The 22,070-nt window shown below is 72.9% G+C and carries 18 protein-coding genes and 1 riboswitch; of the genes, 14 read left to right on the forward strand and 4 right to left on the reverse strand.

The features are described 5' to 3' along the window. Nucleotides 1-527: 527 nt before the first annotated feature. The 5 genes from BT341_RS18190 (at nucleotide 528) to proB (ending at nucleotide 6,916) form a co-directional block, all read left to right on the forward strand. The gene (locus BT341_RS18190) at nucleotides 528-3,473 is read left to right on the forward strand and encodes a translation initiation factor IF-2 N-terminal domain-containing protein (RefSeq protein WP_072477440.1); all 2,946 of its coding nucleotides are present in this window, start codon (nucleotides 528-530) and stop codon (nucleotides 3,471-3,473) included. Nucleotides 3,474-3,637: 164 nt separating this feature from the next. Further along, the gene (gene rplU, locus BT341_RS18195; RefSeq protein ID WP_072482027.1) at nucleotides 3,638-3,952 is read left to right on the forward strand and encodes a 50S ribosomal protein L21; all 315 of its coding nucleotides are present in this window, start codon (nucleotides 3,638-3,640) and stop codon (nucleotides 3,950-3,952) included. A 38-nt stretch (nucleotides 3,953-3,990) separates the two neighbouring features. After that, nucleotides 3,991-4,248 (forward strand): 50S ribosomal protein L27, encoded by a 258-nt coding sequence (gene rpmA, locus BT341_RS18200; protein WP_072477441.1) that lies wholly within the window; start codon nucleotides 3,991-3,993, stop codon nucleotides 4,246-4,248. Between the two features lie 107 nt (nucleotides 4,249-4,355). Then, nucleotides 4,356-5,810 (forward strand): GTPase ObgE, encoded by a 1,455-nt coding sequence (obgE, locus tag BT341_RS18205; protein ID WP_072477442.1) that lies wholly within the window; start codon nucleotides 4,356-4,358, stop codon nucleotides 5,808-5,810. After that, complete coding sequence (proB, locus tag BT341_RS18210) at nucleotides 5,807-6,916, forward strand: glutamate 5-kinase (protein WP_072477443.1); 1,110 nt, start codon at nucleotides 5,807-5,809, stop codon at nucleotides 6,914-6,916. Before obgE ends, proB begins: the two co-directional genes overlap by 4 nt. A 48-nt stretch (nucleotides 6,917-6,964) precedes the next feature. Here proB and BT341_RS18215 read toward each other — a convergent pair whose 3' ends face one another. Further along, complete coding sequence (locus BT341_RS18215) at nucleotides 6,965-7,678, reverse strand: SDR family NAD(P)-dependent oxidoreductase (protein ID WP_072477444.1); 714 nt, start codon at nucleotides 7,676-7,678, stop codon at nucleotides 6,965-6,967. Between the two features lie 61 nt (nucleotides 7,679-7,739). Here BT341_RS18215 and BT341_RS18220 point away from each other — a divergent pair, with 61 nt between their 5' ends. Further along, nucleotides 7,740-8,339, forward strand: coding sequence for a TetR/AcrR family transcriptional regulator (locus BT341_RS18220; protein WP_072477445.1), 600 nt, complete (start codon nucleotides 7,740-7,742; stop codon nucleotides 8,337-8,339). A gap of 30 nt (nucleotides 8,340-8,369) precedes the next feature. On the opposite strand, the gene argS is transcribed toward BT341_RS18220, so the two are convergent. Then, entirely contained in the window at nucleotides 8,370-10,094 is a 1,725-nt protein-coding gene (argS, locus tag BT341_RS18225) for an arginine--tRNA ligase (protein WP_072477446.1), read from the reverse strand. 136 nt (nucleotides 10,095-10,230) lie between these two features. Beyond that, complete coding sequence (locus BT341_RS18230) at nucleotides 10,231-12,342, reverse strand: RecQ family ATP-dependent DNA helicase (protein WP_072477447.1); 2,112 nt, start codon at nucleotides 12,340-12,342, stop codon at nucleotides 10,231-10,233. A gap of 173 nt (nucleotides 12,343-12,515) precedes the next feature. Here BT341_RS18230 and nadD point away from each other — a divergent pair, with 173 nt between their 5' ends. The 7 genes from nadD to BT341_RS18265 all read left to right on the forward strand — a co-directional run bounded on the left by nadD (nucleotide 12,516) and on the right by BT341_RS18265 (nucleotide 19,020). Continuing rightward, complete coding sequence (gene nadD, locus BT341_RS18235; protein ID WP_072477448.1) at nucleotides 12,516-13,109, forward strand: nicotinate-nucleotide adenylyltransferase; 594 nt, start codon at nucleotides 12,516-12,518, stop codon at nucleotides 13,107-13,109. 59 nt (nucleotides 13,110-13,168) lie between these two features. Then, nucleotides 13,169-13,564 (forward strand): ribosome silencing factor, encoded by a 396-nt coding sequence (rsfS, locus tag BT341_RS18240; protein WP_072477449.1) that lies wholly within the window; start codon nucleotides 13,169-13,171, stop codon nucleotides 13,562-13,564. Further along, the gene (locus tag BT341_RS18245) at nucleotides 13,561-14,172 is read left to right on the forward strand and encodes a histidine phosphatase family protein (protein ID WP_072477450.1); all 612 of its coding nucleotides are present in this window, start codon (nucleotides 13,561-13,563) and stop codon (nucleotides 14,170-14,172) included. Before rsfS ends, BT341_RS18245 begins: the two co-directional genes overlap by 4 nt. 3 nt (nucleotides 14,173-14,175) lie before the next feature. Continuing rightward, the gene (octT, locus tag BT341_RS18250; RefSeq protein WP_072477451.1) at nucleotides 14,176-14,904 is read left to right on the forward strand and encodes a diglucosylglycerate octanoyltransferase; all 729 of its coding nucleotides are present in this window, start codon (nucleotides 14,176-14,178) and stop codon (nucleotides 14,902-14,904) included. Nucleotides 14,905-14,908: 4 nt separating this feature from the next. Next, on the forward strand, nucleotides 14,909-15,766 hold the full coding sequence (locus tag BT341_RS18255) for a DegV family protein (RefSeq protein ID WP_072477452.1): 858 nt from the start codon (nucleotides 14,909-14,911) through the stop codon (nucleotides 15,764-15,766). A 165-nt stretch (nucleotides 15,767-15,931) separates the two neighbouring features. Then, nucleotides 15,932-16,648, forward strand: a complete 717-nt coding sequence (locus BT341_RS18260) for a ComEA family DNA-binding protein (protein ID WP_072477453.1) — start codon at nucleotides 15,932-15,934, stop codon at nucleotides 16,646-16,648. After that, a complete protein-coding gene (locus BT341_RS18265) occupies nucleotides 16,645-19,020 on the forward strand; it encodes a ComEC/Rec2 family competence protein (RefSeq protein ID WP_072477454.1) in 2,376 nt (791 codons plus the stop codon). The genes BT341_RS18260 and BT341_RS18265 overlap by 4 nt, the downstream gene beginning before the upstream one ends. Nucleotides 19,021-19,384: 364 nt before the next feature. Here BT341_RS18265 and thrC read toward each other — a convergent pair whose 3' ends face one another. After that, the gene (gene thrC, locus BT341_RS18270; RefSeq protein WP_072477455.1) at nucleotides 19,385-20,650 is read right to left on the reverse strand and encodes a threonine synthase; all 1,266 of its coding nucleotides are present in this window, start codon (nucleotides 20,648-20,650) and stop codon (nucleotides 19,385-19,387) included. A gap of 13 nt (nucleotides 20,651-20,663) precedes the next feature. After that, nucleotides 20,664-20,797: riboswitch (SAM riboswitch) on the reverse strand. Between the two features lie 146 nt (nucleotides 20,798-20,943). On the opposite strand from thrC, the gene holA reads away from it, so the two are divergent. Next, nucleotides 20,944-21,924: a DNA polymerase III subunit delta gene (gene holA / locus BT341_RS18275; RefSeq protein WP_072477456.1), complete on the forward strand. Its 981-nt coding sequence runs from the start codon at nucleotides 20,944-20,946 to the stop codon at nucleotides 21,922-21,924. Nucleotides 21,925-22,070 lie beyond the last annotated feature (146 nt).

A 22,070-nucleotide genomic window follows, 5' to 3' on the forward strand; every position in this document is an offset into this window, starting at 1 on the left:
ACCGCGGGTGCCGGCGCGCGAGATCCCGGTCACCCCGAGCCGCACGGTAGCCACCCGGTGCCCGGCGGACAAGCGGTACGGCGAAGTTCCCCCGGCCGGTGGGCGGGCGGGGGACGGTCCGGCGCGCCCGGCGGCGTGGGCGGAGGTACCGAGTACACCGGAGCGGTCACCCGGTGTGGGATACTCGGGGTGGCCGCTGGGCCGCGGGGCGCACGTGAGAGGTGCTGCCCGCGGTGTTGTGGCCCGGTGATGTGCATGAACAGCATGACGCGCGTCGCCGCCCGCGGACCGGGCGGCTGGACGACGTGGCGGGCGGCCCGGGGGTCGCGAGCCTGGCCACGCACAGCGCCGAGCAGACCTTTGACCGGGTTGCGCGCCGCCGGGCTGCGGAGGTGCGGCGCCCGGTCGTCGGGCAAGGATTCCCGTCGCTGGTGACCACCACGGCGGAACGAGCAGAAAGGGGCCCCTGCGCGGCCGCGTCCCTGCCGGTGCGAACCGGCAGACGCGCCCGGGGGCGGAGGAGACACATGTCGAACGCGGAAACACCCGCCGAGCACACCGGCGGGAATCCCGCCACACCCCCGAGCGGCCCGCTGGCCGACCTGCCCGCCCGGATCCGGGTGCACGCGCTGGCCAAGCTGCTGGAGTCGCACAGCCGGGACGTCCTCGCGAAGCTGGCCGAGCTGGGCGAAACCGTCCGCAGCGCACAGTCGAGCGTGACGAGGGAAGTGGCGTACAAGGTGGCCGAGGCCTTCGCCCCGGCCGAGACCGGGCAGGCGGAAGCCGAGGCCGAGCCGGCCCCGGCTCCGCAGGCCGAGCCGGAGCAGCCGGCCGCGCTGCCGCCGGTGCCCGAGGTGCCCGCCGCGGCGGCCGAGCGGCCGCGCCCGCGTCAGAAGACCCGCGCGCACCTGCCGGTGTTCGCCGCGCCGTCGCCGGTGTTCCTGCCGCCGGAGCCGCCCGAGCCCGCGGTCAAGCCGGCCCGCAAGCCTGCCGACCCGTTCGCCGAGCCGGAGCTGCCTCCGGAGCCCGAGGTCGCCGAGGACGAGGCCGAGGACGTCACCACGGGCGCCGACACCGGCGTCGACGACGACGGCGAGGACGGCGGCAGCCGCCGCCGGCGCCGCCGCGGGCGTCGTGGCCGCGGCCGGGGCAAGGGCGCCGATGGCGGCGACGAGACGACCGACAGCGAGGACGGCCAGGCCGAAGAGCCGCGCCGCAAGCCCCGCAACGGTGACGAAAAGCCCGAAGCGGACACCGAACAGGCCGAGGAAGCCGCGTCGGCTCCGGAGGTCGAGAGCGACGCCGACGAGGGCGAGGGTGAAGGGGGCAGCCGCCGGCGCCGCCGCCGCCGTCGCCGCAAGGGCTCGGACGGCGACGAGGCCGAGAGCACCGATGACCCGCCCAACACGGTCACGCACGTCCGCCAGGTCAAGGCCGAGACCGAGCGCCCGGCGCGCGACGAGGTGCGCAGCGTCCGCGGCTCGACCCGGCTGGAGGCCAAGCGCCAGCGCCGCCGCGACGGCCGCGAGGCGGGCCGCCGCCGCGCCCCGATCCTGTCCGAGGCCGAGTTCCTCGCCCGCCGCGAGTCGGTCGAGCGCGCCATGGTCGTCGTCGAGCACGGCGACTCCACCCAGATCGCCGTGCTCGAGGACGGCGTCCTGGTCGAGCACTTCGTGACGCAGTCGGGCTCCGGCTCGATCGTCGGCAACGTCTACCTCGGGCGCGTCCAGAACGTGCTGCCGAGCATGGAGGCCGCGTTCATCGACATCGGCCGCGGCCGCAACGCCGTGCTCTACGCCGGCGAGGTCGACTGGGACGCCGCCGGCCTCGAGGGCAAGGCCCGCAAGATCGAGCAGGCGCTGTCCACCGGCGACTCCGTGCTGGTCCAGGTCACCAAGGACCCGGTCGGGCACAAGGGCGCCCGGCTGACCACCCAGATCTCGCTGCCCGGCCGCTTCCTCGTGTACGTCCCCGCGGGCGGTGCCACCGGCATCTCGCGCAAGCTGCCGGAGAACGAGCGCCGCCGGCTCAAGGACATCCTCAAGCGGATCGTGCCGGAGGACGCGGGCGTCATCATCCGCACCGCCTCCGAGGGCATCAGCGAGGAGGAGCTGGCCCGCGACGTCGACCGGTTGAAGGCCCAGTGGGACGTCATCAAGGAGAAGGCCGAGGCCGGCTCGAACCGCAAGGGCGGCGCGCCGACCATGCTCTACGAAGAGCCGGACCTGCTGGTCAAGGTCGTGCGCGACCTGTTCACCGAGGACTTCGCGAAGCTCGAGGTCCAGGGCGACAAGGCGTGGGAGACGATCGAGGCCTACGTCCGGCACGTCGCGCCGGACCTGACCGACCGGCTCAAGCGCTACACCGGCACCGGTGACGCGTTCGCCGACCACCGGATCGACGAGCAGATCACCAAGGCCCTCGACCGCAAGGTCTGGCTGCCGTCCGGCGGTTACCTGGTCATCGACCGCACCGAGGCGATGACGGTCATCGACGTCAACACCGGCAAGTTCACCGGATCGGGTGGCAACCTCGAGGAGACGGTGACCCGCAACAACCTGGAGTCGGCGGAGGAGATCGTCCGCCAGCTTCGGCTGCGGGACATCGGCGGCATCATCGTGATCGACTTCATCGACATGGTGCTCGAGTCCAACCGCGAGCTGGTGCTGCGCCGCCTCACCGAGTGCCTCGGCCGCGACCGCACGCGCCACCAGGTCGCCGAGGTCACCTCGCTCGGCCTGGTGCAGATGACGCGCAAGAAGATCGGCACCGGCCTGCTGGAGGCGTTCTCCGCGCCGTGCGAGCACTGCAAGGGCCGGGGCGTGATCGTCTCGACCGAGCTGCAGCGCACGGCGGGCGGCTCGCACTCCCACGGCGGGAACGGCAACGGCGGCAACGGCGGCAACGGCGGTGGCGAGAAGAGCTCCCGCCGGTCGCGGGGCCGCGGCAAGGGCGAGGACGCGGCCAAGGCCGAGGCCGAGGCTGCCGCCAAGGCCGAGGTGCACGCGGTCCCGCCGCCGGAGAAGCGCGAGTCGATCGCGTCGGCGGTGGCGGCGATGGCGAACGCCTCGAAGGCCGCCAAGGAGCACGACCACGGCACGCTGAACGGCAACGGGCACGTCCCGGAGCCGGCCAAGGAGGTCGCGGACGTCCCGGCGACCACCGAGGCGGACGAGACGCCGGTGACGGCGGAGCCGCCCGCCGAGCCCGCCCACGAGGTCGCCGGCGTGCCGGTGTCCACCGACGCGGACGAGGCGCCGGTGCCGCTGGACGAGGAGCCCGAGGTCGAGTCGTCGCCGGCGCCCGAGCCGGCGGAAGAGCCCGTCAACGAAGCTCCGGAGCCGGTCCGGCCGGTCGCCGGACCCGAGGTCAGCGTGCCGGAACCGGCCGTGCGCTCCACCCGGCGCCGTCCGCGCCGGGCCGCGTCGCGCCCGGCGGGCCCGCCGGTGCACGCCTCCGACCAAGGTCAGTGAACGACTAGGGGACCCCGGTGGTAACGCACCGGGGCGCCCCACGTAACCTGTAGTACGGCCTGCCACCAGAGCAGGTCGCCTGCGCGAGTCCAGGACCGCCGTTTCCACCAGGTGGGCCGGTCGCGCGAGCCCCCACCCATTGTCGAGTAATGCAGGAGACTTCCGTGTCGGCGTACGCGATCGTCAAGACCGGCGGCAAGCAGTACAAGGTGGCCGTCGGCGACGTCGTCGAGGTCGAGAAGCTCGAGGGCGAGCCGGGCACCGAGCACATCCTCCCCGCCGTTTTGTACGTCGACGGTGGCGAGGTCACCACGGACGCCGACGCGCTGGCGAAGGTCTCGGTCACCGGCAAGGTCGTCGAGCAGACCAAGGGTCCGAAGATCCGGATCCACAAGTTCAAGAACAAGACGGGCTACCACAAGCGCCAGGGTCACCGGCAGAAGCTGACCCGCGTCGAGGTCACCGCCATCTCCAAGTAGTCCTTCTCCGGATCTTCGGTCAGAAAGAGGATTGAGCTATGGCTCACAAGAAGGGTGCGTCCAGCTCCCGCAACGGTCGTGACTCGAACGCGCAGCGCCTCGGTGTCAAGCGCTTCGGCGGCCAGCAGGTCAACGCGGGCGAGATCCTGATCCGCCAGCGCGGCACCAAGTTCCACCCCGGCGTGAACGTCGGCCGTGGCGGCGACGACACGCTGTTCGCCCTGGCCGCCGGCGCGGTCCAGTTCGGCGAGAAGCGTGGCCGCAAGACGGTCAACATCGTGCCGGTCGAAGCCTGAGTTTCGGCTTCGATCTAGACCTCTGACGAGGGGTGGGGCCGGAATATCCGGTGCCACCCCTCGTTTGTTTTGTCAGTACCTTTCAGCGAGTGAAGTGAGGCGAAGTCATGGCGTCCCGGTTCGTGGACCGCGCGGTCATCCACCTGACCGCCGGTGACGGGGGCAACGGCTGTGCCTCGGTGCACCGCGAGAAGTTCAAGCCGCTCGGCGGCCCGGACGGCGGCAACGGCGGCAACGGCGGCGACGTCCTGCTGGTCGTCGATCCGAACGTGCACACCCTGCTCGACTTCCACTTCCGCCCGCACGCCAAGGCCGGCAACGGCAAGATGGGCCAGGGCGGCAACCGCGCCGGCGCGGCGGGGGAGTCGCTGGTGATGAAGGTGCCGTCCGGCACCGTCGTGTTCACCGAGGACGGCGAGCTGGTCGCCGACCTGGTCGGCCCGGGCACCACGTTCGTCGCCGCCCAGGGCGGCCGCGGCGGCCTCGGCAACGCCGCGCTCGCGTCGAAGGCCCGCAAGGCGCCCGGGTTCGCGCTGCTCGGCGAGCCGGGGGAGTCCCGCAGCCTCGTGCTGGAGCTGCGCTCGGTCGCCGACGTCGGGCTGCTCGGCTTCCCGTCCGCCGGCAAGTCGTCGCTGATCTCGGTGCTGTCCGCGGCGAAGCCGAAGATCGCCGACTACCCGTTCACGACGCTGGTCCCGAACCTCGGTGTCATCACCGGCGGCGACACGGTGTTCACGATGGCCGACGTGCCGGGCCTGATCCCGGGCGCGTCCGAGGGCAAGGGCCTCGGCCTCGACTTCCTCCGCCACATCGAGCGGTGCGCGGTGCTGGTGCACGTCGTCGACTGCGCCACGCTGGAGCCGGGCCGCGACCCCGTGTCCGATGTGGACGCGCTGGAGGCGGAGCTGGCCAAGTACACCCCGGGGCTCGGCGGGAAGCTCGAGGAGCGCCCGCGCGTGGTCGTGCTCAACAAGATCGACATCCCGGAGGCGGCGGAGCTCGCCGAGTTCGTCCGGCCCGAGTTCGAGGCCCGCGGCCTGCAGGTGTTCGAAGTCTCGACGGCGTCCCGCAAGGGTTTGCGCGAGCTGACGTTCGCGTTGGCCGCGATCGTCGAGGAGTACCGCGAGGCGCAGCCGGTGCTGGAGCCGGAGAAGATCGTCCTGCGTCCCCTCGCCGTCGACGACTCCGGGTTCACCGTCGAGGTCGACCCCGCGGAGGAGGGCGCGTTCATCGTGCGCGGCGCCCGCCCGGAGCGGTGGATCCGCCAGACGGACTTCGGCAACGACGAGGCCGTCGGCTACCTGGCCGACCGGCTCAACCGCCTGGGTGTCGAAGACCAGCTGGCGAAGCTGGGCGCGAAGCCGGGCAGCCCGGTCACGATCGGCGACGTCCAGTTCGACTGGGAGCCGTCGACGCCTTCGGTGGCGGTCCACCTGTCCGGCCGCGGCACCGACGTCCGGCTGGAGCGCAGCGACCGCGTCGGCGCGGCCGAGCGCAAGGAAGCGCGCCGGATCCGCCGCGAGGGCACGGGCGAGTTCGACGACCTGGACGTCGAGGAGTGAGCGGCACGCGCAAGGCCATCGCCGCGGCGCGGCGCCTGGTCGTCAAGGTCGGGTCGTCGGCGCTGACCACCGCCGGCAGCGGCCTGGACGTGGCCCGGCTGGACGCGCTGGTCGACGCGATCGCCGAGCGCGTCGCGCGGGACACGCAGATCGTGCTGGTGTCCTCGGGTGCGATCGGCGCCGGGCTGGCCCCGCTGTCGCTGGGCAAGCGGCCGCGTGATCTGGCGACGCAGCAGGCGGCGGCGAGCGTCGGCCAGCTGGCGCTGGCGCACGCGTACGCGGAGTCGTTCGGGCGGTATTCGCTGACGGTCGGGCAGGTGCTGCTGACGTCCGACGACGTCGTCCGGCGCTCCCACTACCGCAACGCGCAGCGGACGTTCTCGCGGCTGCTGGCGCTCGGCGCGGTCCCGGTGGTGAACGAGAACGACACGGTGGCCACCGAGGAAATCCGGTTCGGCGACAACGACCGCCTGGCCGCGCTGGTGGCCCACCTGATCGGCGCGGACGCGCTGATCCTGCTGTCCGATGTGGACGGCCTGTACGACGGCGACCCGCGAGACGGCGCGACCCGGAAGCTGACCGAGGTCCTGTCGGAGTCCGATGTGGACGGAATCTCGGTCGGCATGTCGAGTTCGGGCTTGGGAACCGGCGGGATGGTGTCCAAGCTGGCGGCGGCCCGCACAGCGGCGGGCGCGGGCATCCCGGTACTGCTGGCGGCGGCTTCGGAGGCCTCGGCGGCACTGACGTCCGCTTCCCCGGGAACGGCGTTCGCCCCGGCCGACACGCGGCTGTCGGCCCGCAGGTTCTGGCTGGGCTACGCGGCGGACACGACGGGCAAGCTCCGCCTGGACGACGGCGCGGTGACGGCGGTGGTCCGCCGCCGCAGGTCCCTGCTGGCGGCGGGAATCACGGGCGTGGAAGGCGACTTCCAGGCGGGCGACGTGGTGGATCTGGTGGACGCGAAGGACCGGGCGGTGGCCCGCGGAGTGGTGGCCTTCGACGCGACGGAGCTGCCGGACCTGATCGGCCGTTCGACGCACGAGCTGCCGGCGGAGCAGCGGCGCGAGGTGGTCCACGCAGACGACCTGGTCCCCCTCCGCCGCTGACGCTTCGCGCTCCGAACCCCGCCACCATCCCCGCGGACAGCGCCAGGCTCAGCCGATCGAGACCAGGCGGGCGCCGCCGTCGGCTTCCAGGACCGTGCCTGTCATGTTGCGGTTCGTCGCCGCCAACGCCACCACTTCCGCGACCTCGTCCGCCGTCGCCACGTGGCGGACCGGGACCGACGCCGCCGTCTGCGCGAAGAACCCTTCCCGCGCCTCCGCCGGCAACCCGCTCCACCAGGCCGTGTCCACGACACCCGGCGAAACCGCGTTCACCCGCCGCGGCGCCAGCTCGACCGCCAGCGGCTTGACCAGCGCCTCGACCGCCGCGTTCAGCGCCCCGATGCCCGCCGTCCCCGGCATCGACGCCCGCGCGCTGACCGCGCCCAGCAACGTGATCGACCCCTCCGCGGCCAGGTGCGGCAGTACGGCCTGGATCGTCGTCAGGTGCGCCCAGAACTTCGCGTCGAACGCCCGCCGCAGCACGGCGAGGTCCAGTGAAGCGATCGGGCCCATGCCCTCGGAGCCCGACAGGCTCACCACCAGCACGTCGATCGTGCCGAGCGACTCGGCCAGCGCCGCCATCGCCGCGCTGTCGCCGCCGTCGGCCTGGTGTCCCGTCAGCTGCGGGTCGCTCGCCGCGACGTCGTCGAGGCGTTCCTTGCCGCGTCCGGTCACGTGGACGTCGTAACCCTGCGTCCGCAGCCGCCGCGCGGTCGCCAGGCCGATGCCCGAAGTGCCGCCGGCGACGAGAGCGATGCTCATGCTTGTCCCCCATTTCGAACCGGAACGTCTCGTTTCGAATCCGACGTTACCATCGGATCCCATGACCGACCAGTCCCGTCCCGGCCGCAAGCGCAGCGAGCAGAGCCGGCTGGCGATCCTCGCCGCCACGCTCGACCTGGTCGCGGAGGCCGGCTACGGCGCGCTGACCGTCGAGGGCATCGCCGCCCGCTCCGGCGTCGGCAAGCAGACGATCTACCGCTGGTGGCCCTCGAAGGCCGACGTCCTGCTCGACGCGCTCGCGACGAAGGCCGACCTGCACGTGCCGATCCCGGACGAGGGGTCGTTCCGCGCCGACCTCGCGCACTTCCTGGGCAGCACGTTCGAGCTGGGCGAGAAAGCGCAGGTCGCGGACACGCTGCGCGCGCTGATGGCCCAGGCCCAGATCGACCCGGAGTTCGGCAAGCGGTTCCGCGAGGACTTCCTGCAGCGCCGCCGCGAAGCCCTCGGCACGCTGGTCGGCCGCGCCCGCGAGCGCGGCGAACTGCCCGCGGGCGTCCGGCCCGGCACGGTGATCGACGTCGTGTTCGGCACGCTGTGGTACCGGCTCCTCGCGACGCGGGAGCCGGTCAACCGCGGCCTGGCCGACGAGCTGGTGAAGTTGCTGGCCGATCACGGCATCTCGACGGCCGAAACCCGGTAGCGCGCCGAGAACCTGCGGTTGGCGTGCTTCTCAGAGCCGTTCCGGTGCTTCGATGCCGAGCAGCGAGAGCCCGAGTGCCAGCGTCTGCGACGTCAGTGAAGTCAACCTCAGCCGCGAAGCGCGCAACTCCGGTGAAGACGCTTTCAGAACCGGGCATTCCTCGAAGAATCGCGAGAAGATCACCGCAGTCTCGTACAGGTACGTGCACAGCTTGTGTGGCGCGTAACCGTTCGTCGTGGCCTTCAGCGCTTCGCCGAAGCTAAGCAGCTTGAGCGCCAGCGTGCGCTCCGCCGGCATATCCAACGTGATGTCCGTGCCGTCCGGCACCCCGTCAGCCTTCCGGAGAATCGACTGCGTCCGCGCGTGGGCGTACTGCAGGTACACGGAAGTGTTGCCTTCCTTGGCGAGCATCCGGTCCCAGGCGAAGACGTAGTCGCGTTCGCGGTCACCGGACAGGTCGGCGTACTTCACCGCGCCGATGCCGACCGCCCGTGCGACGCCGGCCTGCCCGGCCGCGTCGAGGTCGCTGCGTTCGGCGACGACCTCGGCCGCCTGCTTCACGGCTTCGGTGAGCAGATCGGCCAGCTTCACCGTGTCGCCGGCACGGGTCCGCATGGTCTTGCCGTCGGCGCCCAGCACCGTCCCGAAGCCGATGTGCTCGGCGTGCCCGGTCAGCCAGCCCGCCGCGCGGCAGACGGCGAACACCATCGCGAAGTGCTGGGCCTGCGGCGTTCCGACGACGTAGAGCAGGTCCGTGGCACCGCGCTCGGCGGTCCAGTACCGGACGGTGGCCAGGTCGGTCGCGGCGTACCCGTACCCGCCGTCGCGCTTGCGGACGATCAGCGGCAGCCGGTCGCCTTCCCGGTTGCGGAACCCTTCGGGGAACACGCAGACCGCGCCATCGCTGATCTCGGTCAACCCGGCCCTTTCGAGATCATCGACCACCGCGGCGAGATACGGGTTGTAGAAGCTTTCGCCGTAGATGTCCTTGCCCGTCAACGAAATCTCGAGCAGCGCGTAGACCTCGTCGAAGTGCCGGGTCGACTCGGCGACGAGTTCCCGCCAGACGGCCAGGGTTTCTTCGTCACCACGCTGCAGCAGCACGACGCGATTGCGCGACCGCGTGGCGAACGCTTCGTCGCTGTCGAACTTCCGGCGTGCTTCGCGGTAGAAGGTGTCGAGGTCGGCGATGGCCCGTTGCTCCGCCGGCGCGTCGAGGAGGTGCTCGATGAGCATGCCGAACGGCGTACCCCAGTCGCCGAGGTGGTTGTGCGGCAGCACTTCGTGCCCGGCGAAGCGCAGCAACCGGGCCAGGGCGTCGCCGATCACCGTCGTCCGCAGGTGCCCGACGTGCATTTCCTTCGCGACGTTCGGACTGCTGTAGTCCAGCGCGATCCGCCGCGGCGCAGGGGTTTCCGGGACGCCGAGACGCGGATCGCCGAGCAACGCGGCTGTTCGGTCTTCGAGCCATTCCCTGCGCAGCGCGAAGTTCAGGAATCCGGGTCCGGCGACTTCGGGTGGGTCGGCGATCCCGCCGAGTTCGAGCGCCCCGGCGATCAGCGCGGCGACCTCGCGCGGCGGGCGGCCGAGCCGTTTGCCCAGGCTCATCGCCAGGTTGGCCTGGTAGTCGACGCCCTCGCGCGGCGACGCCTGGACCAGCGCCTGCTCCGGCGTCAGTGCGACGTCCAGCGCCTCACCGGCGGCGGCCACCACGCGGCGCGCCAGCTCCTCGGTAACGTCGGCGGTCTGCTGCACGGTGTCCCTCCTTCGGCTCGGTCGCGGAGCCCGCAGCGTAGCGAGCGTGACCGTCCGGTGACGAAGGGTTTAGCGCAGCTCGCTGCCGTTCGCTTCGGCAGTGTGAGGATGACGGCGAACGCGATGGCCGCGCCTCTCAGGCCGTGCTGGCCAGCGCGAACGGCAGCACGGCGGGCGCACCGGCCTTCCTCAGCAGGCGCGCGGCCAGCGTCATGGTCCAGCCGGTGTCGATGACGTCGTCCACGAGCAGGACCGGCCCGGCGGGCAGCGCCGCCGCGAGGTCGGCGGGCATGCTCATCCGCCGCCACAGGTCGGCCAGCCGTTGCGCGCTGTTCGCCTGGCGCGGTGGTGGCCCTTCGGCGTCGAGCGCGCCGAGGAAGTCCAGCCTGCCGACTTCGGCCAGCCGCGTCGCGAGGCTGTACACGAGCTGTGGCCGCGTCGACGAGGGCACCGCGACGACCGCCACCGGCCGTTGTGCCCACTGCCAGCCGGCGAGCACCTGGACGCACGCCTTGAACACCGAGTCCGGCACCTCCGCGTCCTTCGCCTGTGGCCCGACGAGTTCCCGCAACCGGTTGCCCCAGCCGACGTCGGTGAGCCGCCCGAGCACCTGGCCCGGCTCCGCCTGGTCGTCGGCGGAGATCCGGCCGGACACCGGAATGTCCAAAGAGGACATGCCGGTCGGCCACTGCTTGCGCGGCGCGACCTCGACGCCCGGACGCTGAAGCCGTTCGCGGGTGGCTTCGGCGACCTCCTCGGCCACCGTCGTGTCCCAGTGCTGCCCGGTGCAGTTGTCACACCGACCGCACGGCGCCGCCTCCGGGTCGTCGAGCTGGCGCCGCAGGTATTCCATCCGGCAGCCTTCGGTCGCCAGGTAGCCGAGCATCGCCTCCTGCTCGCGGTCCCGGGCCTCGGCGACCCGCTTGTACCGCCCGCGGTCGTACTCCCAGTTCTCACCCGTGCTCACCCAGCCGCCCTTGACGCGCCGCACCGCGCCGTCGACGTCCAGCACCTTGAGCACCATCTCCAGCCGGGAGCGGGAAAGCTCCACGGACGGCTCGAGCGCGGCCGTCGAAAGGGGACGGTCGGCGTAGGCGAGCGTGTTCAGCACCTGGGTCACGCGCAGTTCGTCGGGGAAGGCGAGCGACCCGAAGTACGCCCAGATCGCCCGGTCCTCCTCGCCGGGCAGCAGGACGACCTCGGCGCGGTCCACGCCACGCCCGGCGCGGCCCACCTGCTGGTAGTACGCGATCGGCGACGACGGCGCGCCGAGGTGCACGACGAACCCGAGGTCCGGCTTGTCGAACCCCATGCCCAGCGCGGACGTCGCGACCAGCGCCTTGACCCGGTTGCCGAGCAGGTCGTCCTCGGCCGCCTGCCGGTCGGCCGGGTCGGTCTTGCCGGTGTAGGCCGCGACCGGGTAACCGCGGTCCTTCAGCAGCGACGCGACGTCGTGCGCCGCCGCGACGGTCAGCGTGTAGATGATCCCCGAGCCGGGCAGCTCGGCCAGGTGCTCCGCGAGCCAGGCCAGCCGCGCCTGCGACGTCGGCAGCCGGCACACCGACAACCGCAGGCTTTCCCGGTCGAGGCTGCCGCGCAGCACCAGCGTGTCCGCGCCGCTGCCCAGCCCCAGCTGCTCGGCGACGTCGGTGACCACGCGGTCGTTCGCGGTCGCCGTCGTCGCCAGCACCGGCACGCCGTCGGGCAGGTCGCCCAGCAGCGTGCGCAGGCGCCGGTAGTCCGGCCGGAAGTCGTGCCCCCAGTCGGAGATGCAGTGCGCCTCGTCGACCACCAGCAGCCCGGTGCTCGCGGTCAGCTGCGGCAGCACGTTGTCCCGGAAGTCCGGGTTGTTCAGCCGTTCCGGGCTGACCAGCAGCACGTCGACCTCGCCCGCCGCGACCGCGGCCTGGACCTGCTCCCACTCCTGCGGGTTGGCGGAGTTCATGGTCGCCGCGTGGATCCCGGCGCGCGCCGCCGCCGAGATCTGGTTGCGCATCAGGGCCAGCAGCGGCGAGACGATGACCGTCGGCCCGCTGCCCTGTTCCCGCAGCAATGCGGTGGCCAGGAAGTACACCGCCGACTTGCCCCAGCCGGTGCGTTGCACGACCAGCGCGCGGCGCCGCTGGGCGACCAGTGCCTCGATGGCCGTCCACTGGTCTTCGCGCAGCTTCGCCGAGTCGCCGGCCAGTGCCCGGAGGAGGGCCTCGGCGCGGTCGCGGAGTGCTGAGGTGGTGCTGGTGGTGTCCACGTCCCCACGTCTACCCCATGGCACCGACAGATCGGGAATCGGCGGCGTCGCGAACGGACCGTTCGCGACGAATACCGGCGGTAATGTGATCTGAATCACAAGTTCTGCCCGGTCGGGCGAGGTGGCGCACAGCACCCCGCTCGCGCGCGTTCGGCTGTATAGGCTCTCCGGTCATGTCACCACGGCGGATCGGGGTCATGGGCGGCACTTTCGACCCCGTGCACCACGGCCACCTCGTCGCGGCCAGCGAGGTCCAGTCCCGGTTCGGGCTCGACGAGGTGATCTTCGTCCCGACCGGGCAGCCGTGGCAGAAGACCGGCCGCCAGGTCACCAGGGCCGAGGACCGTTACCTGATGACCGTGATCGCGACCGCGTCCAACCCGGTGTTCTCGGTCAGCCGCGTCGACATCGACCGCGGCGGCCAGACCTACACCGTCGACACGCTGCGCGACCTGCACGCCGAGTACCCCGACGACCAGCTGTTCTTCATCACCGGCGCCGACGCGCTCGAGCAGATCCTCACCTGGCACAAGGCCGACGAGCTGTTCGACTTCGCGCACTTCATCGGCGTCACCCGCCCCGGCTACCGGCTCAACTCGCATCACCTGCCCAGCGGCAAGGTGAGCCTCGTCGAGGTCACGGCGATGGCGATCTCGTCCACCGGCTGCCGTGAGCGCGTCGAACGCGGGGAGCCGGTCTGGTACCTCGTGCCCGACGGCGTCGTCCGCTACATCGCCAAGAAGGATCTCTACCGGAAGAGCGACTGAAGCACCCCTGGTCCCGGCGGGTACCCTTCTCCAGCGAACCCGATCTGAGAAGGAGCACCGTGGCAGCCACGTCCGAGGCACGAGAGCTGGCCGTAGCGGCCGCACACGCGGCGGCGGACAAGAAGGCCAGCGACGTCGTCGTGCTGGACGTGTCCGAGCAGCTCGTCATCACCGACGCCTTCGTCATCGCCTCCGCGTCCAACGAGCGACTGGTCGGCGCGATCGTCGACAACGTCGAGGAGAAGCTGCGGGAAAGCGGCCACAAGCCGGTCCGCCGCGAAGGCGCGCGCGAAGGGCGCTGGGTGCTGCTCGACTACGTCGACGTCGTCGTCCACGTCCAGCACGTCGAAGAGCGCACCTTCTACGGCCTCGAGCGGCTGTGGAAGGACTGCCCGCGCATCGAGGTGGACGGTCTCGCGGAGCCTCCCGCCGACGAGGACCCGGACGCCCCGTGAGTCCGCGGCGGCTCGTGCTCTGGCGCCACGGCGAGACGGACTACAACGCCGCCGGGCGGATGCAGGGGCACCTCGACTCGGCGCTGACCCCGGTCGGCTGGAACCAGGCCCGGTTCGCGGTCCCCGCGCTGGCCCGGTTTTCCCCGGACCTCGTCATCGCCAGCGACCTGCGCCGCGCCACCGACACGGCCACCGTGCTCACCGAGGCGATCGGCGTGCCGCTGCGGATCGACAAGCGGCTGCGCGAGACGCACCTGGGCGAGTGGCAGGGGCTCACCGGCGCGGAGGTCGACGAGGCCTACCCCGGCGAGCGTGCCCGCTGGCGCACCGACGCGACGTGGGCGCCGCCGGGCGGCGAGAACCGCCTCGACGTCGCCGACCGCGCGAGCGAGGTGGTCGCCGACCTGCAGGCCACGCCCGAAGTGGGTGACACCGTGCTGCTGGCCGCGCACGGCGGGCTGATCACCGCGCTGACCGCGCGGCTGCTGAACCTGCCGGTGGAGGCCTGGCCGTCGCTGGGCGGCATCTCGAACTGCCACTGGGTGGAGCTGGGCCTGCGCGACGGGAAGTGGCGGCTGCACGCCTACAACGCGGGGATGCACGGCTAGCCGATGGGCCCCCGCCTGCTCGTGTTCGGCGATTCGCTGAGCTTTCACGGTCCCGAAGGCCCCTGCGCCGCGGACGAGCCACGGCTGTGGCCGAACGTCGCCGCCCGCGCCCTCGGCGGCACCGCCGACCTGGTCGCCGGGATCGGCTGGACCGCGCGCGACGTCTGGTGGTCGCTGACCGGCGACCCGCGTGTCTGGGCCGACCTGCACCACGTCGACGCGGTCGTCCTGGCGATCGGCAGCATGGACACGCTGCCTTCGCCGTTGCCGACGTACCTGCGGACCGGCCTGCGGTACCTGCGCCCCGACCCGGTGCGGCGCGTGGTCCGCAAGGCCTACCTCGCCGCGCAACCCCGGTTGTCCGTGGCGTTCCGCGGCCGTCCCGCGGTGCTGCCGGCGAAACTCACCGTGCAGTACCTCGACACCGCCGTGGGCGCGCTGCGCGTCCTGCGGCCCGAGCTGCCGATCTTCGGCTGGCTGCCGTCGGTGCACCGCGCGGCGGCCTACGGCGGCGTGCACACCGCGCGTCCCGCCGCGGCGGCCGCGATGGCGGCCTGGAGTTCGCGGGTGGGCGTTCCCCTGCTGGACCTGGAAGCCGTCGTGGGGGAGCACGTGCTGAGCGGCGCGGGCAACCCGGACGGCATGCACTGGGGCTGGTCCGGCCACGCCGCGGTGGGCGAAGCGATGTCCGTGTTGCTGGCCCCGGCGCTGGCACCCCGCCACGTAGGCTGACGGCGTGTCGGTCGCCGTAGTCACGGATTCCACCGCCCACCTGCCGGAGGGCTTCGCCGAACGGCACGCGGTCCGGGTGGTGCCGCTGCACGTCCTGGTCGACGGCGTGGTCTCCCTGGACGGCGTCGAGACCGGCCCGGCGGCCGTCGCCGAGGCGTTGAGCCAGCGCAAGATCGTCACAACGTCCCGGCCGACGCCCAGCGAGTTCGTGAAGGAGTACCGGGCGGCGCTCGCCGAGGGCGCCGACGCGATCGTTTCCGTGCACCTGTCGCGCGAGCTGTCGGGCACCTGGGAAGCGGCGGTGCTCGCGGCCCAGGAAGTCGGCCCGGACCGGGTCCGCGTGGTCGACTCGCGCACCACCGCGATGGGACTCGGGTTCGCCGCGCTGCACGCCGCTTCCGCCGCCGCTGCCGGGGCCGGCGCGGCCGAGGTCGAGGCCGCGGCGGTGGCCGCGGCCGGCTGCTCGTCGACGTTGTTCGTCGTGGAGACGCTGGAGCACCTGCGGCGCGGCGGGCGGATCGGCCCGGCGGCGGCCCTGCTCGGCACGGCGCTGGCGGTGAAGCCGGTGCTGCACATGTCCGACGGCCGGATCCTGCCGCTGGAGAAGGTCCGCACCATGAACCGGGCGCTCGCGCGGCTGGTCGAGCTGGCCGCGGCCGCCGCCGCGGACGACGACGTCGAGCTGGCCGTCCACCACCTCGCCTCGCCGGAGCGGGCGGTCGAGCTGGCGAACCGGCTGGAGGAGGCGGTGCCGCGCTCGGCGGGCTGCGTGGTCTCCGAGCTGGGCGCGGTGATCGGCGCGCACACCGGACCCGGTGTGCTCGGGGTGGTCGTCCAGCGGACGGCGCCGCTGCGCCGCTAGCCGCGGCCGGGCGGTGCGCCGAACCCGCCAGCATGCCATCCGGGTACGACGGAAACGGCCGTTCCCGGTCCGGGGCGGGTGGATCCATCCACATCACCCCGGTTGTCCACAGGACGCGGCGGCACCCCTGTCGGACGCCTCCCCGCGAGCCCTAACGTCGATCGTGTGTTCGAGCAGCCCGCCCGGGATCCGGGCCTCCCCGTCAACGACCGGCTCTCCTGGCTGGCCGACCAGCTCGCGCCCGACGCGAGCACGGTCGGGCCGGGCGGCCGGCTGGTCCGGCGCTGGCTGCCGGGCGGATCGGCCGGTGCCGGCCGCCGCCGGTGGGCGCTCGCCGGTGTCCTCGCCGCGGTCGTGGTGATCGTCCTCGGCTCGGTCGCGCTCTTCGGCGGCCGTCCGGCGCCCGAGTCGCCCCCCGCGCTGTCCAGCGCCAAACCGGCGGGCGAGCCGTCGGCCCGGGCCGCGCCCCAGGCCGGGCTCGTCGTCAGCGTCGTCGGCCGGGTCCGCTCACCCGGGCTGGTCACCGTGCCGCAAGGCGCGCGGGTCGCCGACGTGCTGCGGGCGGCGGGCGGCGCGGAACCCGGCGCGGACCTGAGCGCGCTGAACCTCGCCCGCAAGGTGACCGACGGCGAGCAGCTCGCGGTGGGGATCCCGGCGCCGGCCGCACCGGCTGACGCACCGGCGGGCGGGAAGGTCGACCTCAACGTGGCGAGCGCGGACCAGCTGGACACGCTGCCGGGCGTCGGCGAGGTGACGGCCAAGCGGATCGTCCAGTGGCGCACCGACCACGGCGGTTTCACGAAGGTCGAGCAACTCCGCGATGTCGACGGCATTGGAGAAAGCAAGTTCGAACGACTCCGCGAGCAGGTGACGGTCGGATGAGCGCACTGCCCACGACCGACACCCGGCAGGACATGCGGCTGGTCCCGGCCGCGCTGGCGTGCTGGCTCGCCGCGCTGGGCGGCCTGCTGCTGGGCTGGTGGACGGCCGTCGCGGTCGGCGGCGCTTCGGCGGTGCTCGCCGGGCTGCTGTACTGGCGGGCTCGCCAAGGACGTCCCCGGCTGGTCGGCGCGGCGGTGGCCCTGCTGGTGCTGGGAATCGCGGCCGCGGGACCTGTCGCCTGGCGGATCCGGGACGCGCAGCGCGACGACCTCCGCGCCGCCGCGGCTCAAGGTCTGCCCGCCGTGTTGCGGGTCGTCGTCGCCGAACGCCCGAAGCCCGTGCGCAGCGCCGGGTACGCCGACCAGCAGGCCGGTGCCCGGTCGGTGGTCCTGACGGCCGACGTCCGCACGGCCTCGGTAGCTGGCAGGCCGGTCTCGTCCGCCGGACGCGTGCTGCTGCTGGCGCCGGTCGCGCAGTGGGCGGCATTGCTCCCGGGCCAGGACGTGACGGCGACCGGCCTGCTGATGCCGCCGCGCGGCTCGGACCTGACGGCTGCGGTGCTGTCCGTGCGCGGCCCGCCGGGCGAGCCGGGCCCGGCGCCGTGGTGGCAGCGGGCCGCGGCCGGGCTGCGCGCCGGTCTCCACGACCTGTGCCAGGTCCTGCCGGACGAACCAGCGGGCTTGCTGCCGGGCCTCGTTCTCGGCGACACGAGTGCGCTGTCCCCGCGGGTCGAGCAGGAGTTCGTCACGGCCGGGCTCGCCCACCTGACGGCGGTCAGCGGCGGCAACCTCGCCGTGGCGTGCGGTGCGGTCCTGCTCCTGCTACGCGTGCTGCGGCTCGGTCCCCGGCTGTCGGCAGTGGCGGCGGGTGCGTGCCTGGCCGGGTTCCTCGTCCTCGTCGGCCCGGAACCGAGCGTGCTGCGGGCCGGGGTGATGGCGGCGGTCGCGTTGCTGGCCCTGGCGCTGGGGCGGCGGGGTTCGGCGCTGCCGGCGCTGGCGTTCGCGGTCTGCGTGCTGGTGGTGACGGATCCGGCGATGGCCACGGACTTCGGGTTCGCGCTGTCGGTGTTCGCCACCGCCGGGCTGGTCCTGCTCGCACCGCGCTGGGCTGCCGCGCTGGTCCGTCGTGGCGTCCCACCCGGGTTCGCCGAAGGGCTGGCGATCCCGTTGGCGGCCTTCCTGGTGACGGCGCCGGTCCTCGCCGGCATGGCGGGCTCGGTGAGCCTGGTTTCGGTGCTGACGAACGTCCTCGCCGCACCGGTCGTCGCTCCGGCGACGGTGCTCGGCGTGCTGGCGACGGTCACCGGCCCCTGGTGGCCGGGCGCGGGGAAGGTCCTCGTGCACCTGGCCGACCCGGAGGCCCGGTGGCTGATCACGGTGGCCCGGCACGGCGCGCGGGCCCCCGGCGCGGTCGTCGCCTGGCCCGGCGGCTGGATCGGTGGGCTCCTGGCCGCCGCCGTGCTCGTGGCGCTGGTCCTGGCCGCCCGGCTCCGGCGCGTCCGGCTGCTCATGGCGGTCCTGGCCGCCGGTGCGCTGCTGGTCTTCGTTCCGGTCCGGGTGCTGGCGCCGGCGTGGCCGCCGCGTGACTGGGCGATGGTCGAGTGCGACGTCGGTCAGGGCGACGCGGTCGTGCTGGCGACGGCCGAGCCAGGACGGGCCGTCGTCGTGGACACCGGTCCCGAGCCGGGACCGGTCGACGAGTGCCTGCACCGGCTGGCTGTCGACCGCATCCCGCTGCTGGTGCTGAGCCACCTGCACGCCGACCACATCGGCGGCCTGGCGTCGGTCTTCGAGGGCCGGGCGGTCGGCGGGATCGCGGTCGGGCCGGGGCGTGCGCCGGAATGGGCGTGGCGGCAGGTCGCCGCGGAGGCCGCCCGGCAGGCGGTGCCGCTGGTGGAGCTGAACCCTGGGGAGCGGCTGGCGTGGCCCGGCCTCTCACTCGACGTGCTCGGGCCACGCTATGTGCCGGCCCGCACGGTGGGACACCAGGACGGCACGACGATCAACAACAGTTCGGTGGTGCTGCGGGCGGAGACCCCGGCCGGCCGGGTGCTGCTGACCGGCGACGTCGAGCTGGCCGCGCAGGCCGACCTGCTGGCCGACGTCGGAGAGCTGAAAGCGGAGGTGCTGAAGGTCCCGCATCACGGTTCGCGTTACTCGCTGCCGTCGTTCCTCTCGGCGGTGGCGCCGCGAGTGGCGTTGGTCAGCGTGGGCGCGGGCAACACGTACGGACATCCGAGCAAGTCCACAATGGACAGCCTGGCGGCACTGGGCGCGCTCGTCACCCGCACCGACCGCGACGGGGACACAGCGGTGGTGACCGGCACGGCGATCGTCCGCCGGGGCGAGCCTCGCGGCCCGCCGCGCCGATGAGCCGGGGCGCGCCGGGCCGGCCGTCGTTGCGGCCGTCGCGTTGGGCCGTAACCCTCGACCGAAGGGAGCCCCGGACAAAGCAGCCTTCGCCGGGGCAAACCGTGAGGCCCGCCGCGCAAGTGAGCCGGGCTGGCCATCGTTGCGGCGTCGCGCTGGGCCGTAAGCCTCGACCGAAGGGAGCATTGGACGAAAGGAGCCTTCGCTGGGCAAGCCGCGTGGCCCGCCGCGCCGGTGAGCCGGGGCGCGCCGAGCCGGTCATCGTTGCGGCCGTCGCGTTGGGCCGTAACCCTCGACCGAAGGGAGCGTCGGACGAAAGGAGCCCTTGCCGGGGCGAGCCGCGTGGCCGCCCCGGCTGCGGCGGACGTCAGTAGCCGAGCGCCTCGTTCACGGCCGCAGCCGACGGGGGCACGATCGCCTTCGGGCCGAGGTGGTTCTCGACCGCGTCGAGGGTCTTGAGGCCGTCGCCGGTGATCAGCAGGACCGTCTCGGCGTCCGGGTCCAGCTTGCCCGTCTCGACCAGCTTCTTCGCCGTGGCGACGGTGACCCCGCCCGCCGTCTCGGTGAAGATGCCCTCCGTGCGGGCCAGCAGCCGGATGCCTTCGACGACCTCTTCGTCGGTGACGTCCTCGATCGCGCCGCCGGTGCGGTTGACGATGTCGAGCACGTACGGGCCGTCGGCCGGGTTGCCGATCGCCAGCGAACGGGCGATCGTGTCCGGCCTCACCGGCTGGACCACGTCGTGGCCGGCGCGGAAGGCGGCCGACACCGGCGAGCAGCCGGTGGCCTGGGCGCCGAACACCTTGTATGGGCTGGCGTCCACGAGACCGAGCTGACCCAGCTCGCGGAACCCCTTGTCCACCTTGGTCAGCTGCGAACCGGAGGCGATCGGCACGACGATCTGTGGCGGGATGCGCCAGCCGAGCTGCTCGGCGACCTCGAAGGCCAGCGTCTTCGAGCCTTCCGAGTAGTACGGCCGGACGTTCACGTTCACGAACGCCCACTTCGGGTGCTCACCGGCCAGTTCGGTGGCGAGGCGATTGACGTCGTCGTAGTTGCCGTCGACGGCGATCAGGTCGCCGTCGTACACCGCGGTGGTGAGGATCTTGGCGCGCTCGAGGGTCTTCGGGATCAGCACGACCGACCGCCAGCCCGCGCGGGCCGCGGCGGCGGCCGTCGCGTTGGCCAGGTTGCCGGTCGAGGGACAGGCGAGTACCTCGAACCCGAACTCGCGGGCCGCCGCCAGCGCGACGGCGACGACGCGGTCCTTGAAGGAGTGCGTCGGGTTGCCGGTGTCGTCCTTGACCCACACGCGCTTGAGGCCGAGTTCCTTCGCAAGGCGGTCGGCGCGGATCAGCCGGGTCGCGCCGGGCTCGGTGTTCGGGATCTCTTCGACGTTGGACGGAACCGGGAGGAGTTTCTTGTAGCGCCAGATGTTCTTGGGTCCGGCCTCGATGTCTTCGCGGCGGACGCGGCCGAAGTCGTAGGCGACCTCGAGCGGCGAGAAGTCCTCGGCGGAGACGAACTCCGGGGCGAGCGGCTGGCGGTGACCCTCTTCCTTCGACACCAGTTCGACGGCGGGACCGAGATCCGGGGTCTTCGTGGTGGAGGTCGTGCCGAGGGTTGCGGTCATCGCGAGGTTCCTTTCCTCATCTGCCCCGCCGAAGCGGGCCGGAATTGGCACCGTGGTCGTCAGCTACCCCGCGATCGCGGGATGACGGGCTGTACGCCGGTTGCCGGGGCTTCGTCGGGCCGTTCCCTCTGCCCCTCTGGATGAGCGGTATTCGGTTGTCGGCGCGCGCACGCCGGATCGTCCGGGGCGGCTGCCTCGGCTACACCGTACGACATGGCGCTCACGCCGTGCCATGCCGGCCGCCCGACATCACCGGAGCGGGCGCACGACAGCGCAAGTGAGAGGATTCACCCGTGACCGCGCAAGCCACCGCCCCGGCGCCGCTACACTTGGTGCTGGGCGAGGAAGAACTGCTGATCGAGCGGGCCGTCCGCGAGACGCTCGCTGCCGCCCGCGCGACCGACCCGGCGGCCGAGCTGACCCGTGTCCGGGTGTCGGAACTCACAGCGCCGGAGCTGGCCGAACTGGTCAGCCCGTCGCTGTTCAGCGAAGGCCGTGTGATCGTCCTGGAGTCGGCGCAGGACATCTCGCAGGAGCTGGCCGACGCCGTCGCGGCGTACCTGAAGGACCCGGCGGACGGCGTCGTGCTGGTCGTCGTGCACACCGGCGGCGGCCGCAGCAAGGCGGGCAAGTCGCTCCCGGCGGCGCTGAAGAAGGCGGGCGCCGAGGTGACGGAGTGCCCGAAGCTGACGAAGCCGGCGGAGCGGGAGCAGTTCGTCCGGCATGAGGTACGCCGGGCGGGCGGCAAGATCGACCCGGCGGGTGTCGCGGCGCTGATCGACGCGGTGGGCTCTGACCTGCGGGAACTCTCCTCGGCGGCGAGCCAGCTGGTGGCCGACACGGGCGGAACGGTCGACGCGGACGCGGTCCGCCGCTACCACCGCGGCCGCGCGGACGTGACGGGCTTCGCGGTGGCGGAGAAGGCAGTGAGCGGAGATCGCTCGGCGGCGCTGGAGTCGCTGCGCTGGGCGATGCAGCTGGGGGTCCCGCACGTGCTGGTGGCGGACGCACTGGCCGACGCGGTCCGCACGATCGCCCGCGTCGCCGGCGCGGGCCGCGGCAACCCGAACCAGATGGCGGGCGAACTGGGCATGCCGCCGTGGAAGATCCGCAAGGCGCAGGGCCAGTCCCGAGGCTGGAACCCGGACGGCCTGGCAACGGCGATGCGGGTGGTGGCCCGCCTGAACGCCGAGGTCAAGGGCGTGGCGGCCGACCCGGGCTACGCACTGGAGCGAGCGGTCCTGGAGGTGGCGGCGGCCAAGGGTGACCGCTGACCCGGGGGCTACCGACCTGCGCGGATGCGGGGCGCCGAGTGTGCGGGGGCGAGGGGCGGAAGGCTGGTCGCTGAAGCGGGCCGGGCGAAGGCCGGGCGCCCAGCGGTGCGGGGCGAGGGGCGGAAAGGTTGGCCGCTGAAGCGGGC

The sequence above is a fragment of the Amycolatopsis australiensis genome (genome assembly GCF_900119165.1).
GTDB classification, from domain to species: Bacteria; Actinomycetota; Actinomycetes; order Mycobacteriales; family Pseudonocardiaceae; genus Amycolatopsis; species Amycolatopsis australiensis.